This window comes from Devosia lucknowensis (assembly GCF_900177655.1).
In the GTDB taxonomy this organism is placed as follows: Bacteria; Pseudomonadota; Alphaproteobacteria; order Rhizobiales; family Devosiaceae; genus Devosia; species Devosia lucknowensis.
Genome location: NZ_FXWK01000002.1, coordinates 316,491 through 332,540 on the forward strand (window position 1 = coordinate 316,491; position 16,050 = coordinate 332,540).

The 16,050-nt window shown below is 59.0% G+C and carries 13 protein-coding genes; 10 read left to right on the forward strand and 3 right to left on the reverse strand.

What is annotated here, in order from left to right; genetic code table 11:
- Nucleotides 1-537 precede the first annotated feature (537 nt).
- From CCK88_RS13875 to CCK88_RS13900, 6 genes are all read left to right on the forward strand, one after another.
- Entirely contained in the window at nucleotides 538-2,406 is a 1,869-nt protein-coding gene (locus CCK88_RS13875) for a polysaccharide biosynthesis protein (RefSeq protein WP_086471189.1), read from the forward strand.
- Nucleotides 2,407-2,497: 91 nt separating this feature from the next.
- Nucleotides 2,498-3,712 (forward strand): sugar transferase, encoded by a 1,215-nt coding sequence (locus CCK88_RS18675; protein WP_244557542.1) that lies wholly within the window; start codon nucleotides 2,498-2,500, stop codon nucleotides 3,710-3,712.
- A gap of 56 nt (nucleotides 3,713-3,768) precedes the next feature.
- Nucleotides 3,769-5,076, forward strand: a complete 1,308-nt coding sequence (locus CCK88_RS13885; protein ID WP_086471975.1) for a nucleotide sugar dehydrogenase — start codon at nucleotides 3,769-3,771, stop codon at nucleotides 5,074-5,076.
- Between the two features lie 6 nt (nucleotides 5,077-5,082).
- Nucleotides 5,083-6,147: a Gfo/Idh/MocA family protein gene (locus CCK88_RS13890; RefSeq protein ID WP_086471190.1), complete on the forward strand. Its 1,065-nt coding sequence runs from the start codon at nucleotides 5,083-5,085 to the stop codon at nucleotides 6,145-6,147.
- A gap of 8 nt (nucleotides 6,148-6,155) precedes the next feature.
- Complete coding sequence (locus CCK88_RS13895) at nucleotides 6,156-7,256, forward strand: DegT/DnrJ/EryC1/StrS family aminotransferase (protein WP_086471191.1); 1,101 nt, start codon at nucleotides 6,156-6,158, stop codon at nucleotides 7,254-7,256.
- A 12-nt stretch (nucleotides 7,257-7,268) separates the two neighbouring features.
- Nucleotides 7,269-8,636 (forward strand): lipopolysaccharide biosynthesis protein, encoded by a 1,368-nt coding sequence (locus CCK88_RS13900; protein ID WP_086471192.1) that lies wholly within the window; start codon nucleotides 7,269-7,271, stop codon nucleotides 8,634-8,636.
- Between the two features lie 293 nt (nucleotides 8,637-8,929).
- Here CCK88_RS13900 and CCK88_RS13905 read toward each other — a convergent pair whose 3' ends face one another.
- Complete coding sequence (locus CCK88_RS13905; RefSeq protein WP_086471193.1) at nucleotides 8,930-10,267, reverse strand: glycosyltransferase; 1,338 nt, start codon at nucleotides 10,265-10,267, stop codon at nucleotides 8,930-8,932.
- The gene (gene wecB, locus CCK88_RS13910) at nucleotides 10,264-11,346 is read right to left on the reverse strand and encodes a non-hydrolyzing UDP-N-acetylglucosamine 2-epimerase (protein WP_086471976.1); all 1,083 of its coding nucleotides are present in this window, start codon (nucleotides 11,344-11,346) and stop codon (nucleotides 10,264-10,266) included. The genes CCK88_RS13905 and wecB overlap by 4 nt, the downstream gene beginning before the upstream one ends.
- A 131-nt stretch (nucleotides 11,347-11,477) precedes the next feature.
- Between wecB and CCK88_RS13915 the strand changes: the two genes are divergently transcribed.
- A complete protein-coding gene (locus tag CCK88_RS13915; RefSeq protein WP_086471194.1) occupies nucleotides 11,478-12,737 on the forward strand; it encodes a hypothetical protein in 1,260 nt (419 codons plus the stop codon).
- Here CCK88_RS13915 and CCK88_RS13920 read toward each other — a convergent pair.
- Complete coding sequence (locus CCK88_RS13920) at nucleotides 12,734-13,255, reverse strand: acyltransferase (RefSeq protein WP_086471195.1); 522 nt, start codon at nucleotides 13,253-13,255, stop codon at nucleotides 12,734-12,736. The two genes, CCK88_RS13915 and CCK88_RS13920, sit on opposite strands and share 4 nt — an antisense overlap.
- Before the next feature lie 41 nt (nucleotides 13,256-13,296).
- On the opposite strand from CCK88_RS13920, the gene CCK88_RS13925 reads away from it, so the two are divergent.
- Genes CCK88_RS13925 through CCK88_RS13935 form a run of 3 tightly spaced genes read left to right on the forward strand, consistent with a single transcriptional unit; the run spans nucleotide 13,297 to nucleotide 16,001 of the window.
- Nucleotides 13,297-14,607: an N-acetyl sugar amidotransferase gene (locus tag CCK88_RS13925; protein WP_244557543.1), complete on the forward strand. Its 1,311-nt coding sequence runs from the start codon at nucleotides 13,297-13,299 to the stop codon at nucleotides 14,605-14,607.
- Nucleotides 14,604-15,218: an imidazole glycerol phosphate synthase subunit HisH gene (hisH, locus tag CCK88_RS13930; RefSeq protein WP_086471196.1), complete on the forward strand. Its 615-nt coding sequence runs from the start codon at nucleotides 14,604-14,606 to the stop codon at nucleotides 15,216-15,218. Before CCK88_RS13925 ends, hisH begins: the two co-directional genes overlap by 4 nt.
- Nucleotides 15,219-15,221: 3 nt before the next feature.
- A complete protein-coding gene (locus tag CCK88_RS13935; protein WP_086471197.1) occupies nucleotides 15,222-16,001 on the forward strand; it encodes an AglZ/HisF2 family acetamidino modification protein in 780 nt (259 codons plus the stop codon).
- Nucleotides 16,002-16,050: the final 49 nt, after the last annotated feature.

A 16,050-nucleotide genomic window follows, 5' to 3' on the forward strand; every position in this document is an offset into this window, starting at 1 on the left:
GTCCGCACATTCTCCGGATCGCGTCCCAATGTGTGATGTAACTGAGGATCGGCCGCACGCAGATCGGCTTGGTCGGCTAGCCAGAGTGCATGAACCGCCAGCTAGCTGACGAGGCCGATAGTGTCCCAACTGAGGACGATGCTACGACCTCGACCCTGCGCGTGCGTCGCCATTTTATTCGATTGGCTATTGTTAAGATTTGCCTGACGCCCCTAGGACGCTGAATAGGCGAGGATATTGTGCGCGTTCTAATCTAGTCTATTGTCGTGACGAGCTTTGGCAGGCTTAGACGAATCTAGCCGGCAACGGCGCACCCCTACAAGATACAGTGTTCTTTCGACAGAAGAGAGGGCCAGACAACACCGATCAGTATTCCGTTCCGCGCAGCGTTGACATGGGCACCAAACGAGCGGCTCAAGATGCGCCCCGCCCTAATGACATGGCGGGGCCCGCTATGGTAAACCGCCACCTGCTTGTTCAGAGCTTTGCTTCGCTGTTCGGACCGCACGTATTTCGTATTCACCCCATGAGACTTTGATGATCGATCGTTTTCGGACCTGGGTCCTGGGTCTGCCGCGCCGCGGAAAACAAGCGATACTGCTCAGCTTCGATTTTATTGCCTTGTCATGTGCGTTGTGGGCCAGTTTTTGCCTTCGCTATGACGCGTGGTACCTGCCCAACTCCTTGGATCAATGGATCGTCATTATCCTCGCACCGGTGGTGACGATCCCGGTTTTCATTCGGATGGGGCTTTACCGGGCAATCGTCAGATACCTGCCTGAGCGCGCCATGTGGACTATCCTACGAGCCATGGTTATCGCCACCGTCACGTGGGTTGTCCTCGTCTTTCTGTCTCAATTGGCGGGACGCCTCGTTGTGCCCCGGTCCGTGCCACTGATATATCTTGGCCTTGGGACCTTCATCATTGCCGGCAGTCGCTTTGCAGCAAAATGGACTTTCCTGCCGCAATTTGACCGAACGCTAGCAACACAAACGGCGGCGATCATTTATGGCGCCGGCGACGCGGGCATACAGCTTGCTCATTCGTTGCGCAGCACGCATATGGTGGTTGCCTTTGTGGATGATAATCCCGCCTTGCACCGACGCGAGCTGGCAGGCGTCAAGGTGTATAGTCCTGGCGCGCTGGGGGAACTGATAGAAGAGCACGGGGTCAAGGACGTCATCCTGTCGATCCCCTCGCTCACTGCCCAGCGCCGCAAGGAAATCGTTGCCTCCGTCAGCAAGCACGGCGTCAAGATCCGCGCGCTTCCATCCATCGTCGACCTGGTTACCGGCAAATACCTTGTCAGCCAGATCAAGGAAATCGACATCATCGAACTACTTGGCCGTTCATCAGTGCCGCCAGACGCCGAACTGATCAAGCACATGATCGTCGGTCGCTCAATCATGGTGACGGGAGCCGGCGGGTCCATCGGCTCGGAGCTCTGTCGCAAGATAGCTAGTTGGAGCCCCCGCTGCCTGGTGCTGTTTGAAGCCAATGAATTCGCGTTGTACCAGATCGAGCAAGAGCTTTCCGAGCTGCAGGATCTGGTCATCATACCCGTACTCGGCTCGGTCATTGATCGGGAACGCGTGAATAAGGTGCTGGCGCAGCATGACATCAAGGTCGTATTTCACGCTGCAGCTCACAAGCATGTCCCTCTTGTTGAAGCCAATGCCCTGGAGGGCATCAAGAATAACGTTTTTGGCACGGCAGCCGTCGCCGAGGCGGCCTACGCTCACGGCGTTGAGAATTTTGTCCTGATTTCAACGGATAAGGCGGTCCGACCAACAAATGTGATGGGCGCTACCAAGCGGTGGGCCGAGCTGATCGTTGGCAGCATAGCCATGCGCGCCAAGGGCGAGGAGACAGGACAGCGTTTTTGCGCCGTACGCTTCGGCAACGTCCTGGGCTCCAACGGGTCCGTGGTTCCGCTCTTTAAACAGCAGATCGCAGCCGGCGGTCCCGTGACCCTGACCGATGCAGCCATGACGCGCTACTTCATGTCGATCCAGGAGGCTGCTGAGCTCATCGTGCAGGCCGGCGCGCTTTCAAAGGGTGGCGATGTGTTCCTGCTCGACATGGGCGAGCCCATGCTGATCTCCGAGCTAGCCGAGAACATGATCCGGTTGGCGGGCCTGTCGGTGAGAAATGAAGCCAATCCCCATGGCGACATTGAAATCGTTGTCACCGGCAAGCGTCCCGGCGAGAAGCTCTACGAAGAGCTGTTTTACGATTCTTCGGATGCCGAGATCACCAAGCATGCCAAGATAATGCGCGCTCCCTCGCGCGCGCGGTCCGTCTCTATTGCGGATCTACTCGCCGATCTCCAGTTGATCATCGAGCGTCACGACGAACAGGCGGCCCGCCAACTGCTGTTCGAAGCCGTCGAAAAAAGCGGCTAGGTTGGATCTCAACTTCAGCATGAGCCGCGGTATACGAAGGGGTGGTGGGACCTCCGGCGACACGGCCCATGCCACACCGAAAGAGAGAGCGATGAGCGTCCGGAGCTTTGTAATCGTCGGGGCGAGCGGCACTGTGGGCCGGCGGCTGATTCCGGCGCTGATCGATGCCGGCTGTCGCGTCGGTCTGATCGGGCGCGACACCGAGAAGCTGAAAGGGATTTTTCCCGGCGCCGATGTCGGCGGCTACGCGGATATCGGCAAAACCGGTGGCGCGGGCAGCACACTCCTTTATCTGGCGACCATCAACAATGACAAGGACGCGGACTACGAGGCGTTCAAGGCCGTCAATGTCGACCTGGCCCTGGCCACGCGAGACCATGCGGCCGCGGCCGGGATGGAGCGCTTCGTCTATTTTTCGTCCACGCACGCCTTGGACGAGACCAACTCGTCCGCCTATGCGCGCTCGAAAAGGGCTGCCGTTGAGCTTCTGGGGCAGAATGCGCCGATTGACACCCGCATCCTCTACCTGCCTGCGGTCACCGGCGAGACCCTGTCCGGACGGCTGGCGGTGCTGAACAGATTGCCCGGCTTGGTCTCGCGTCCGCTGCTCTCAGTGCTCAAGGCCCTCAAGCCCACGGTGACCATCCCGGACATCGTGACGGAGCTCATCGCTCTCGATGACACGCGGGACGACGCGCCGGTCGTCTCGACGGACCAGGAGCGCAACCCCTTCTTCGTGGGCCTCAAATGGTTGATGGATTTTGTCAGCGCGCTGGCGATCCTGCTGCTGCTCTGGTGGCTGATGATTGCCGTTTGGGTGGTGATCAAGGTGCAGTCGCCGGGACCGGGAATTTTCAGCCAGACGCGTATTGGCCGCCACGGCAAGCCGTTCACCTGTTACAAGTTCCGCACCATGTACACGTCCGCTCCCAATGTCGCGACGCACCAAGTCCCGATCTCGGCGGTGACGCCGCTGGGCAGCTTCCTGCGCAAATCCAAGGTCGACGAATTGCCGCAGGTCTTCAACATTCTGGCCAACCAGATGAGCCTCGTTGGACCGCGCCCCTGCCTCCCCTCGCAAACGGAACTGATTGCCGAGCGGCAGGCGCGCAACGTGCTGAGCATAAAGCCTGGCATCACCGGGCTTGCGCAGGTAAACGACATTGACATGAGCGACCCGGTTCGGTTGGCAAAGTGGGACCAGCGCTACCTCAAGTTGCGTTCACTGCTGTTCGACATAAAGCTGATCATTCAAACCGGTCTGGGTCGAGGCCGGGGCGACAAGATCCGACCGGACCGAGCCTAGCCGAGACGAACCGCTTTCGCTGCCTACCCTTGTTATTGAAATTCAGAGTGGCCATCATGCTGACCGACCTCCTGCAAAAAATCGACGATCGCACCGCAACGATCGGCATTGTCGGACTTGGCTATGTCGGCCTGCCCTTGGCGCTGCGCTTCGCCGAAGTCGGCTACAAGATCATCGGTTTCGACATCGACCCCGAAAAGGTTGGACAGTTGATGGCGGGCCGGAGCTATATCGAGCATATCTCCCCCCAGAGCGTCGCGCGGCTGCTAGCAAGCGGCTTCGAGGCCACGACGGACTATGCCCGCGCCACCGATGCCGACGCGCTTATCCTGTGCGTCCCCACGCCTCTCGACAAACACCGCGAACCCGACCTGAGTTATGTGCTCAACACCACCGACGCGTTGGTGCACTACCTGCGGCCTGGACAACTGCTTTCCTTGGAGAGCACCACGTATCCGGGAACCACCGACGAAGCGCTACTGCCCCGCATCCAGTCGCGCGGGCTCGAGGTCGGCGAGGACTTTTTCCTGGTCTATTCGCCCGAGCGCGAGGATCCTGGCAATGCCAAATTCACCACCCAGACCATTCCAAAAGTCTGCGGCGGAGTGACCCCCAACTGCCTCAAGGTCGGCGTCGCTCTTTATTCCAGCGTCATCGACCGCGTGGTGCCGGTGAGTTCAACGCGCGCCGCGGAACTGACCAAGCTGCTTGAGAACATCCATCGCGCCGTCAATATCGGTCTCGTGAACGAGATGAAGATCGTTGCCGACAAGATGGATATCGACATCTACGAGGTCATCCGCGCCGCCGCGACCAAGCCGTTCGGCTTCGTGCCCTATTACCCGGGTCCGGGCCTCGGTGGCCATTGCATCCCCATCGACCCCTTCTACCTGACCTGGAAGGCGCGGGAATACGGCGTCAACACGCGCTTCATCGAGCTGGCGGGCGAGGTCAATTCCGCCATGCCCGACTTCGTGATCGGGAAGGTCGTGGGCGCGCTCAACGACCGCCGCAAATCCCTCAACGGCAGCCGCGTCCTGGTCCTGGGCCTCGCCTACAAGAAGAATGTCGACGACATGCGCGAATCTCCCTCGGTGGTGCTAATGGAGCGAATGGAAAACCTTGGCGCGACGATCGCCTACAGCGATCCGCATATCCCGGTTTTTCCGCATCTGCGCGACCATCGCCATTTCAACCTCACAAGCGTCGAGCTGACGCCCGAAAACATCGCCGGCTTCGATTGCGTGCTTATCGCCACCGACCATGACCGGTTCGACTACGATCTCATCAAGCAGCACGCGCAACTGATCGTCGACAGCCGCGGCCGTTATCTCGAGCCAGCCAACCACATCGTGAGGTCCTGAGGGCTCATGCACACCTTCGCTCCCCCGGTGACTGACCGCCCCATCCGCTTTGCCCTTGTCGGCTGTGGCCGCATCGCGCAGAACCACATTGCCGCGATCGCCAAGCATCACAACCGCGCCCAACTCGTCGATGTCTGCGACATCGACCCGAGCGCCGTGGAAGCGGCGGCCGAGCAGGCCCGCGCCAGGCCACACGCGAACCTCGGTGCCATGCTCGAAAGGACCGATGCGGACATCGTCGTCCTGACCACGCCGAGCGGCCTGCATCCGGAGCAGGCGATCGAGATTGCGCGCTCGGGTCGCCACGTCATGACAGAAAAGCCGATGGCCACGCGCTGGGCCGATGCGCAACGCATGGTCAAAGGCTGCGATGCAGCGGGCGTCCGGCTTTTCGTGGTCAAGCAGAACCGCCGCAACGCCACCCTGCAATTGCTCAAGCGCGCCATCACGCAGGGGCGCTTCGGCCGTATCTACATGGTCAACATCAACGTGTTCTGGACAAGGCCCCAGGAATACTATGACGCCGCGGATTGGCGCGGCACCTGGGAATTCGACGGCGGCGCCTTCATGAATCAGGCCAGCCACTACGTCGACCTGCTCGATTGGCTGATCGGCCCGATCGAAAGCCTCCAAGCCTATACCGGCACGCTAGCGCGCAATATCGAGGCGGAAGACAGCGGTGTCGTCAGCTTGCGCTGGCGCTCGGGCGCCATGGGCTCGATGAATGTCACCATGCTGACCTACCCCAAGAATCTCGAGGGGAGCATCACCATCCTCGGCGAGAAGGGGACCGTCCGCGTCGGCGGCCTGGCCGTCAACCAGATCCAGCACTGGGAATTCGCCGAGCCGCATCCCGACGACGCCGAGCTGGAGAGCGCGAGCTACGAGACCAGCTCGGTCTACGGGTTCGGTCACCCGCTCTACTACGACAATGTCATCAACGTCCTGCGCGGCGAGGCTGCTCCCGAGACCGATGGCCGCGAGGGTCTGAAATCGCTCGAAGTACTCACCGCCATCTACCGCGCGGCGCGTGACGGGCAACGCGTCCACCTGCCGCTCGACTCCCTATAGGATTGCCAATGGCCAGCGCCGTCGACTTCATCGATCTCAAGTCCCAGTATGCGGCTCTCAAGCCCTCCGTGGACGCCCGCATCCAGGCCGTGTTGGACCATGGCCAGTACATCATGGGTCCCGAAGTTGAGGAGATGGAGGCCAAGCTGTCCGCCTATGTCGGCGGTGCGGAATGCATCAGCGTATCGTCGGGCACCGAGGCGCTGCTGATCGCGCTGATGGCGCTGGGCATCGGCCCCAGTGACGAGGTGATTACCTCTCCCTTCACCTTCGCCGCGACCGCCGAGGTCATCGCGCTGGTGGGAGCAACTCCAGTCTTCGTCGATATTGAGCCCGATACCTGCAATATCAATGTCAGCCTGGTCGAAGCCGCGATCACGAGCAGGACACGGGCCATCATGCCGGTTTCGCTCTACGGCCAGACCGCAGACATGCAGGAGCTCAACGACATCGCCGACCGGCACGGTCTCGCAGTCATCGAGGATGCCGCGCAGAGTTTCGGCGCAACCTATCATGATGCCAAGAGCTGCAATGTCAGTCGTATCGGCTGCACCAGCTTTTTCCCAAGCAAGCCGCTCGGATGCTATGGCGATGGGGGAGCCATCTTCGCCTCCGATCCCGAACTGACGACCGTCATGCGCCAGATCCGCGTGCACGGCCAAGGCAAGCGCTATCACCATGTCCGCGTCGGCGTCGGCGGCCGCATGGACACGATCCAGGCCGCTGTCATCCTGGCCAAGCTCGAACAGTTCGAGTGGGAGGTCGAGCGGCGCATCGCGATCGGCCAGCGATATATCGACCGCCTCGCCGGCATGAACTCCATCCAACTACCAGTCGTCCGGCCAGACCGGAGTTGCGTCTGGGCCCAGTTCACCATCCAAACAGCAGATCGCGATGCCCTCATCGCGGCGCTCAAGGCGCAAGGCATCCCCACAGCGATCCATTACCCTGTCCCGCTGCATATGCAGCCCGCCTATGGCCCTATATCACGCATTTCCGGCACCTTGAACAATGCCGAGGCAGTGTCGCAGCGTGTGCTAAGCCTTCCCATGCATCCCTATCTCACGGAGGAGACGCAGGACAGGATCATAGCGGCCTTGCCGGTATGATCGCTGTCAGCCATGAGCCTCGTTGAGAAAGTAAAGCATACATTGGGCGGCCCATTCATACGGGCCGTCGGCATCTTGGTTGGCGGAACCGTGGTGGCCCAGGCCATTCTGGCCGCAACTCTGCCAGTGGCCACCCGACTCTATTCGCCCGAGGATTTTAGCACCCTCGCCGTGTTTACTGGTATCATCGCCATCCTGTCGGTCGGCACCTGCCTGCGCTTCGACATTGCCGTGCCTCTTCCCCTCAAGGATGAAGACGGGTTAGCGGTGGTAGTGCTCTCGCTCGGCATAGCCGCTGCGCTCAATCTGGTTCTGCTCGCCGCAACCACACTCTTCTCCTCCACATTTGCTGCATGGCTCGGTCACCCTGAGCTGGCGGCCTATCTCTGGCTGGTGCCGGTGGCGGCCTTCCTGGCCGGGGCCTACAACACGCTGCAATTCTGGTTTGTGCGGCGCAAGCGGTTCGGGGAGCTTGCCCGAAACCGCGTCATGCAGGCCGCAGGCAGTTCGGCGACGCAGATCGGGCTGGGCATGACCGGTGTCGCACCACTCGGGTTGTTGCTCGGCCAGTTGGTCAATAGCGGCGTGGGCTCACTTCGCCTTGCCTGGCGCCTGTGGCACGCTGAACGGACAACGATTGGACAGATCCGTCGGCACGATATCGCCCGCATGGCGCGGCAGTACGACCGGTTTCCCAAATTCTCGACGCTTGAGGCTATGTGCAACAGCGCGGCAGTCTATCTGCCCATAATACTGCTCAGTGCCTGGGCGGTCGGCCCAGAGGCGGGCTATCTGAGCCTAGGCATGTATGCGATGCAGGTTCCGATGAGCCTGATCGGCAATGCGGTGTCACAGGTATATATGTCACGCGGCCCCGAAGAGGCACGCGCCGGCACGATCGGTCGCTTCACCACAGAGGTGCTTTCAGGACTGCTCAAAACGGGCATCGGGCCGATCATCTCCATCGGTGTAATGGCACCTGAACTGTTTCGAATCGTATTTGGTAGCGAGTGGAGCAGAGCCGGCGTGCTCGTTACCTGGATGGCGCCGTGGTTCATTCTACAATTCCTTGCTTCGCCGATCTCGCTAGCACTGCATATCAAGAACCGACTTGCAGAAGCATTCGCACTGCAGGTATTCGGGCTGGCATTGCGTACCGGCGCGGTGACGCTAGCAGCTGCTCTACCAAACGCTCCACTCTCGGAATTTTATGCGCTGTCTGGCGCAGCCTTCTATCTCGTTTACCTGATCCTTATCCTCAATATCGTCGAGGCCGATTGGAAGGCCACTTGGCTCGTCGTCCTGGGCAGCCTGCCCATCGCCGCTGGCTGGTTGATGCTCGGCGTGGCCGCCAGTTTTGCCCTGGCCCTCATTTTCTAATGAGGTCCCTTGTAGATAGAAAGACCAGCAAGATCTGCATTTATTTCGACGGTAAGGCATGCTAACCACCGACCCATTGCAAGGGGCATAGGCCAGCACGGCGGTCTGGATAAATGTATGGTGATAGCCACTTCACCCATACAATCTCCCGCCTCGCGGCAGCTTCCCAACCTCATTTGCTCCAGCGCCCGCTTCGCATCTAGAGCTGCCAGATAGTCCATGACTAGACTGAAGGTACTCAAATCTTCAAATGTCGGCTCCCAAAGACGAGCGCCAATAGGCACTTCTTGAGTTTAGGCCATTTGCTTCTTCGCCGTAGCCACAACGTCGTCAAGTAGGGCGAGATATGTCTGTGCCTGAGCTGCCCGCGACAGTGAATCCACGAAGGATGATCGAGCAACGGCTTGAGGCTCCCTGAACGTTTCGGACAGCAGGTATTCCTCGAAGGCGTTGGTATCGTCAGACACAAAATGCTGGTCGCTGGCGCGCACCGCAAATGAACCAGCCAGGGTTTCGGGGCTGATGTCGGCCAGAATGGGCCTGCCGGACGCCAGATACTCAAAGAGTTTGGTCGTCAATATCCCACTTGCGCTGGCTGTCTCTCCAGCTTTGGGCGGAATCGAATTCTCGCAGAAGAGCAGATGATCGGATGTCGCCACCAGTTCCAGCGACCGCGAATACGATACCCGTGGCAGAAACTTGAAGAAGCCGTTGAGGTCGGGGTGATGCTCCTGTAGATAGTTTAGCATCACTCGCCCTTCCCCGTAATACTCGAACTGCATCATGGAAGGGTCAACGCGGCCTCCGGCTTGGAGGCGAGACAGTGCGCCAAGCAGCGCCCTGGGAATTCGACCCTCACTGACCAGCCCCATGTACCGAATAATCAGGGGCCCCTTGTGGGACCTGATACGCTCGATACGGGACAGGACCGCCTCTAGCGGTTCAGGATCGTAACCATTGAGAATGGTATGCGTATTGGGGTGGAACTGCCGATAATACGCTGACATGGGTTCGGAAATTGTCACCAACGCGCTCGCCTGACTCGCTAGGGAGCGGTCGACCGGCAGTTCGAGAGCCTTAGCGAGCCTACCTCCCGGCATCTCATGGCAGAGGCTGAACTGATCGCGGTAGTCGAGTACGACCGGCTTGCGGAAGCGACGCTTCAAGGCGATCGCTGCCAAGAGCGGTGGCCAAGGCGGCGTCGTCGCGACGATCACGTCCGCCTCCCGGACTGCACGCTCGATCTCAGGAGCAAGTCTAGGTCTGAAGAAGCTCATCGCGAAAGGCAGCCTTGGGTCCGGCAGTTGGCCAAACATGTGCATCACCACATCCTTCGCGATCCGAGCCAAAGAGCGACCGGACTGAACAGGCTGATCCACCGGCTTGGCAGCCTGATGTCGGTTCGCGTCAAATGGCCGGACGCATCCCCGCCAGTCCAGTTCAAGTACCCGTACGCCAGGCGGCATGATCTCGGTAAATTCACCGTCTGCCTCAACCTTGGCAGTCGTCAAGACCGTTACGTTTCGGCCAGACCGCGAAAAATACTTGGACATGGCTTCCATTCTCTTCGCGCCGGAGCTGTTCACCGGCGGAAAATAGTGGACGATCAGGACGATGTTATGGGCGGTCATGAAAGATACTCCAATAGGCCGGCAGCGATCTGCCTGGAAGACGACCCATCACCATAAATGTCTCGCTTGGCGACCGGCTCCGCTGTGCGTGTCTGCGTGAAAGCATTGGAGAGTGCCACCTTGTCGGCGCCCACAAGCACGTTAGCCCCGATATCGACAAGCTCTACCCACTCGGTCTCATCGCGCAGAGTTATACAGGGCACGCCATGAAAGTACGCTTCTTTCTGCACGCCACCACTATCGGTCGCAATCACTGCCGCGGACGATTCAAGCGCCATCATGTCTAGGTAGCCCACTGGATCGATCAGCGAAAAGTGCGCAGGAAATGTCAGTCCATGGTCCGCGATCCGCTTTCGCGTCCGCGGATGCAGCGGCAAAACGATAGGAAAAGGGCTTTGCGACAGGCCTTCGATAAAAGCGGAGAGTCGCGCATCATCGTCTGTGTTTTCCTTGCGGTGGATGGTGACCAAAGCATAGCTCTTGGGTGCGAGCGCCAGATCGGCAAGGATAGTGGATTCCCGCTTTGCCACCTCCGTAAAGGCTTGTACGGCATCGAACATCACATCGCCAACCAGTTTAATCTTTGGGGGCGCCACTCCTTCGCTGTGAAGGTTGGCCACGGCCGACTCGGAAGGGGCAAACAGTAGGTCGGATACATGATCGGTGAGGACGCGGTTGATCTCTTCAGGCATACGCCGGTTGAATGAACGCAATCCGGCTTCGACGTGCGCGAGGGGTATGTTCAACTTGGATGTAGCAATGGCACCGGCCAAGGTGGAATCGGTATCCCCATAGACGAGCACAGCCGCCGGCTGTTCGGCGAGGATGACCCCCTCGAGCGCTTCGATCATTCGGCCCGTATTCTGGCCGTGACTCCCGCCGCCAATTGCGAGATTATGACGGGGCTGGGGGATGCCCATCTGCTCGAAGAACACCCTCGACATGTTGTCATCGAAGTGTTGTCCGGTGTGGACAATGATCTCCTCAAGCGCGGAGTGATCAGCCAAAGCCTTGCTCACGACCGCAGCCTTGATAAATTGTGGGCGCGCGCCGACGACAACGATGACTTTCTTCCGCACAAGCGTCTCCAACCCAGTGAAATATCGCTTTTACGGATGATTGGTTGAATATCAAGCCAAATGGGAGTTGGCGCTTGCCTCACACCACACAACCTGCCATCTCCGCCCCGATCAAATTTGGGGTATCGGTCATGAAAACGCTCTTGGCGCCAAGGAATTCATGGCTACTGGTTAGCTTGGCTATATTTTGCCTTTACGTTGCGCTGCCCGCCTTCATCTACTTATTCATCGATCAAAATCAATACATGCTGACCCTAGCTGCAATCAGCGGCGCTGGATTGGCAGCGATAATTGCGGGATATCATCTGTCGATCACCGATCGCGTGCTTGATAGGCCTGGCTACTGGCTTTGTATTAACGCCAGGGTCGTACATGTCGCCATATGGACGGCTTTTTTGATCTTCGCGACTGTCACGCTACTAACTGCCGACAGTGTTCCTGTGCTAGCCGCCCTGGGACATGCCACCGCAGACCAGCTTAGCCAGGAGCGTGCGAATTTTCTGAAGCTGCGCACTGGCTGGCAAGCCGCCCTCCCGTACTTCAGCACCATTTTTGTTGGCGTGCTCCTGCCCTATTCCACGACCCGCCTGTTTGCCGAGAGAAGTGCTTTCCGGTTCCTCGCGCTGGTAGTATTCATAGCTTATACCCTCCTATCGCTTGAAAAAATTCTCTTTATACTAGCTATGGCCCCACTGACCGTCTTCGTTTCCCAATACTATAAAGACGCCCGGCGCATGTTCATGGCACTCGCCGCCATCGCCGTCCTATCGGGGGGGGTACTCTATCTCAATACCGTCCTCGCCTCCGGAACAGATTATTTCGTCCAAGAGAAGCTAGGGCCGGGTCACGAGACACTGGGTGACGCGCCCTACTTTGACATCCGGCACCGGCCGGATTCGGCAGTCAAGCTGATCCTCTGGCGATCCATCGCCGTACCAGTCATTACGGCCGCCGATGGGATTCGCGTTTTCGAAGAGCGGTTCGAAGGGCACTACTTGCTTGGCGCCACAAGCTCGCTGGTTGCGCGAGTCACCGGACAGCAGCGCGTCAATTTCGATGCGGCCGTTTTTGCAGATCAGTTCGGATCCGCCGATGTCGGCCGAGCGAATTCCGTCTTTTTCATAGAGGCCTTCGTCAACTTCGGCTGGATTGGCGTCGTCGCCTTCTCATTCGCCGTGGGACAAGCGCTCCGCCTCTTCGCGCGGTCCGACGATTTGGCCTCCCAAAGCATGTGGGTAGTGTTCTGCTGGTTCATATTCACAGGAGGCCTTTTCGGGACGATGTTCAGCAACGGCTTCCTGCTGATGCTCCTCGCTATCTTGACCATTAAGGTGCTTCCCAAAGCGCAGAGCGAAGCTGCAATGGCCAGCGCACCACCCTTCGCCGTCTAATACTCTGCCGATTCTTCGGAGGGCCTCTCAGGCACAGTATCGCCGGCCCGGTTTACCCAGCCGGCCTGGCGAGCGGGCACGCCCAGCATTAGTGCATAGTCGGGAACGTCGCGCGTCACGACTGCGCCGGCACCAATCAAGGCAAAACGGCCAATGGTGACTCCGCAAACGATAGTGGCATTGGCGCCGATGCTGGCGCCGCGCTTGACGAGTGTAATCCGAAATTCTTCCTTCTTTTCGAGGAAGGCACGCGGATTGATCACGTTGGTGAAGACGCATGATGGGCCGCAGAAAACGCCATCTTCGAGCTCGACGCCGTTGTAGAGCGAGACGTTATTCTGAATCTTGCACTGGTCGCCAATCGACACGCCCGGCCCTACCATGACGTTCTGGCCAAGCACGCAGTTACGTCCAATTTTTGCGTCAGGCATGATATGGCTGAAGTGCCAGATTCTGCTTCCTTCGCCGATAAGGGCCCCCTCGTCCACATAGGCACTCTCATGAATGGTCGCTGGCATGGGCCCTCTTGCATCGGTGGTGGGTTTCGGTTCTCACTAGCATGACCGGCGTCACCCTTGGCAAGCCCAGTACGATACGCAGCGGGCAGAAGGACGGCACTGACGGCCCTTCCAAAGCATCCGCGTGGATGGTATCAGCCGCCATATTGTCACAATGCCTAGTGGCCCCACGCGGCCATAGCAGTTCAGGGATGCAGATGGCTAACGAGACGGCGGGCAAACGCCCATATCAGATCTGCGCGAACTGCATCATGGACACCACCGATTCCAAGATTGTCTTCGATGATCGCGGATGGTGCGAATATTGCAATAATTATCACCAGAATATCGTGCCCCACTGGCACCCGAACGAACAGGGCATGCGTGAACTCGAGCCTATGCTCGAGCAGATCCGCCGTGATGGTAAGGGCAAGGATCATGATTGCATCATCGGCATCAGCGGCGGCGTCGATAGCTCTTATGTGGTTTACCTGGCGAAGGAGAAGTTTGGTCTTCGTCCCCTGCTGTTCCACGTCGATGCCGGCTGGAACTCGCAGCAGGCTGTTCACAATATCGAGCGCTTGGTCGACGGGCTCGGGCTGGACCTGCACACCGAGGTCATCAACTGGCAGGAGATGAAAGATCTCCAGCTGGCCTTCTTCAAGGCGCAGGTGCCCCATCTCGATACGCCGCAAGACCACGCTTTCTTTGCCGGCCTCTATAATTATGCGGCGAAGAATGGCGTGAAGTACATTCTGACCGGCGCCAATTATTCGACCGAATGCGTGCGTGAACCGCTCGAATGGCACTACCATGCCTCGGATCTGCGCCAGCTCAAGGATATCCACAAGCGCTTCGGAACGCGACCGCTCAAGACGTTCCCGCTGGCGGATATCTTCACCTTCAAGCTCTACTACCGCTTCGTGAAGAACGTGCGGGTGGTCAAGCCGCTCAATCACATTCCTTTCTTCAAGGAAGCGGCGATGCAGGAGCTGTCCGACAAGTTCGGGTGGCAGCGATACGCCCATAAGCACTATGAATCGCGTTTTACCCGCTTCTACGAAGGCTACTGGCTGCCGACGAAATTCGGCTACGACAAGCGCCGTGCCCATTTCTCGAGCCTCATCCTCACCGGTCAGATGACGCGCGACGAAGCGCTCGAGAAGATCGCCCAGCCTGCCTACAACCCCGAAGACGTTAACCAAGACTTCGAATACATCGCGACCAAGCTCGGCCTCACCGTCGAAGAGTTGCGCGCGCTCCACGCCGGTCCGAACAAGACCTACAAAGACTATAAGAATGCCATGACCTTCATCGACCTTGGCACTCGCGTGTTGCGCGCCCTGGGCATTCAGAAGGCTGTGATGCGATGATCACGATTGTCGATTATGGGCTGGGGAACATCAAGGCGTTCTCCAACATGTACAAGCGCCTCAACATCGAGACGCGTCTTGCCCGCTCTGCCGAAGAATTGCAGGCGGCGACCAAACTCATTCTGCCCGGTGTGGGTCACTTCGACCACGCCATGGACCTGCTCGATAGCTCGGGCATGCGCGCCACGCTCGACGACCTGGTGATGAACAAGCGTGTCCCTGTCGTTGGCATCTGCGTTGGCATGCAGATTCTTGCTAATAGTAGCGACGAGGGCAAGCGATCCGGCCTGGGCTGGGTTCCGGGACACGTCCAGTCGCTCCGCAAGCTGCCTATCGGGAACGACATGCCCCTACCCCATATGGGTTGGAACGATGTTTCCGCAACGCAATCCTTCGGCCTTTTCACGGGCCTCGAAACCGACGCGCGTTTCTACTTTCTGCACTCGTTCTACTTCGCTGCCGCGAACGAGAATGATGTGGCCGCCATTGTCAATTATGGCCAGGACTTCCCCTGCATCGTGCACTCGGGCAATGTCACCGGCGTGCAGTTCCACCCCGAGAAGAGCCATCACTGGGGCGCACGGCTCCTCAAGAACTTCGCCGAGCTTTAAACCGTGCTTCGACCGAGAATAATTCCCTGCCTGCTGGTCAGCGACGGCGGCCTGGTGAAAACCCAGCGCTTTAAGGATCCCAAATATGTTGGCGATCCGATCAATGCGGTGAAGATCTTCAACGAGAAGGAGGCCGACGAGCTCGTCGTCCTCGATATCGACGCCAGCACCCAGCGCCGCGAGCCCGACTTCACCATGATCGGCCATCTGGCCGTCGAATGCCGCATGCCGCTCTGCTATGGTGGCGGGATCACGACACGCGAACAGGCCAAGCGCATTATCGGCCTGGGTGTCGAAAAGGTCGCCATCAGCGCCGCAGCCATAGACGACCCCGGCCTCGTCTCCCAGACTGCCGACGAAGTGGGCAGCCAGAGCGTGGTCGTGGTGCTCGACGTCAGAAAGCCCATGTTCGGCAAGGACTTCGACGTCTATACCCACAATGGCAGCAGGAAGGCGCGCGGCGGGCTGGCCTCACTCGTGGCCGAGTTCGAAAGCCGCGGGGCCGGCGAACTGGTCATCAATTCCATCGACCGAGACGGCATGATGAAGGGCTATGATCTCGATCTGGCCGAACGCATCCGCTCCACCACCAGACTGCCGGTAACGATCCTCGGCGGAGCCGGTTCGCTCGACGATATCGGCGCGCTCATAGGCCGTTGCGGCATCATCGGCGCCTCTGCCGGAAGCCTCTTCGTGTTCAAGGGCAATTATCGGGCGGTCTTGATCAATTATCCGAACCCGGCGCAAAAGGACGAGATCGTCCATAATAATCTGGCGCGCTGACGCGCGCTGCCGAGAAATGCATCAGCTTCGAGCGTGGCCTGCCACGGCT

Bases quoted from the DNA above. Each gene is read 5' to 3' on its own strand.
- CCK88_RS13875 (WP_086471189.1), top strand. From the start codon at position 538: ATGATCGATCGTTTTCGGACCTGGGTCCTGGGTCTGCCGCGCCGCGGA.
- CCK88_RS18675 (WP_244557542.1), top strand. From the start codon at position 2,498: ATGAGCGTCCGGAGCTTTGTAATCGTCGGGGCGAGCGGCACTGTGGGC.
- CCK88_RS13885 (WP_086471975.1), top strand. From the start codon at position 3,769: ATGCTGACCGACCTCCTGCAAAAAATCGACGATCGCACCGCAACGATC.
- CCK88_RS13890 (WP_086471190.1), top strand. From the start codon at position 5,083: ATGCACACCTTCGCTCCCCCGGTGACTGACCGCCCCATCCGCTTTGCC.
- CCK88_RS13895 (WP_086471191.1), top strand. From the start codon at position 6,156: ATGGCCAGCGCCGTCGACTTCATCGATCTCAAGTCCCAGTATGCGGCT.
- CCK88_RS13900 (WP_086471192.1), top strand. From the start codon at position 7,269: ATGAGCCTCGTTGAGAAAGTAAAGCATACATTGGGCGGCCCATTCATA.
- CCK88_RS13905 (WP_086471193.1), bottom strand. From the start codon at position 10,267: ATGACCGCCCATAACATCGTCCTGATCGTCCACTATTTTCCGCCGGTG.
- CCK88_RS13915 (WP_086471194.1), top strand. From the start codon at position 11,478: ATGAAAACGCTCTTGGCGCCAAGGAATTCATGGCTACTGGTTAGCTTG.
- CCK88_RS13920 (WP_086471195.1), bottom strand. From the start codon at position 13,255: ATGCCAGCGACCATTCATGAGAGTGCCTATGTGGACGAGGGGGCCCTT.
- CCK88_RS13925 (WP_244557543.1), top strand. From the start codon at position 13,297: ATGACCGGCGTCACCCTTGGCAAGCCCAGTACGATACGCAGCGGGCAG.
- hisH (WP_086471196.1), top strand. From the start codon at position 14,604: ATGATCACGATTGTCGATTATGGGCTGGGGAACATCAAGGCGTTCTCC.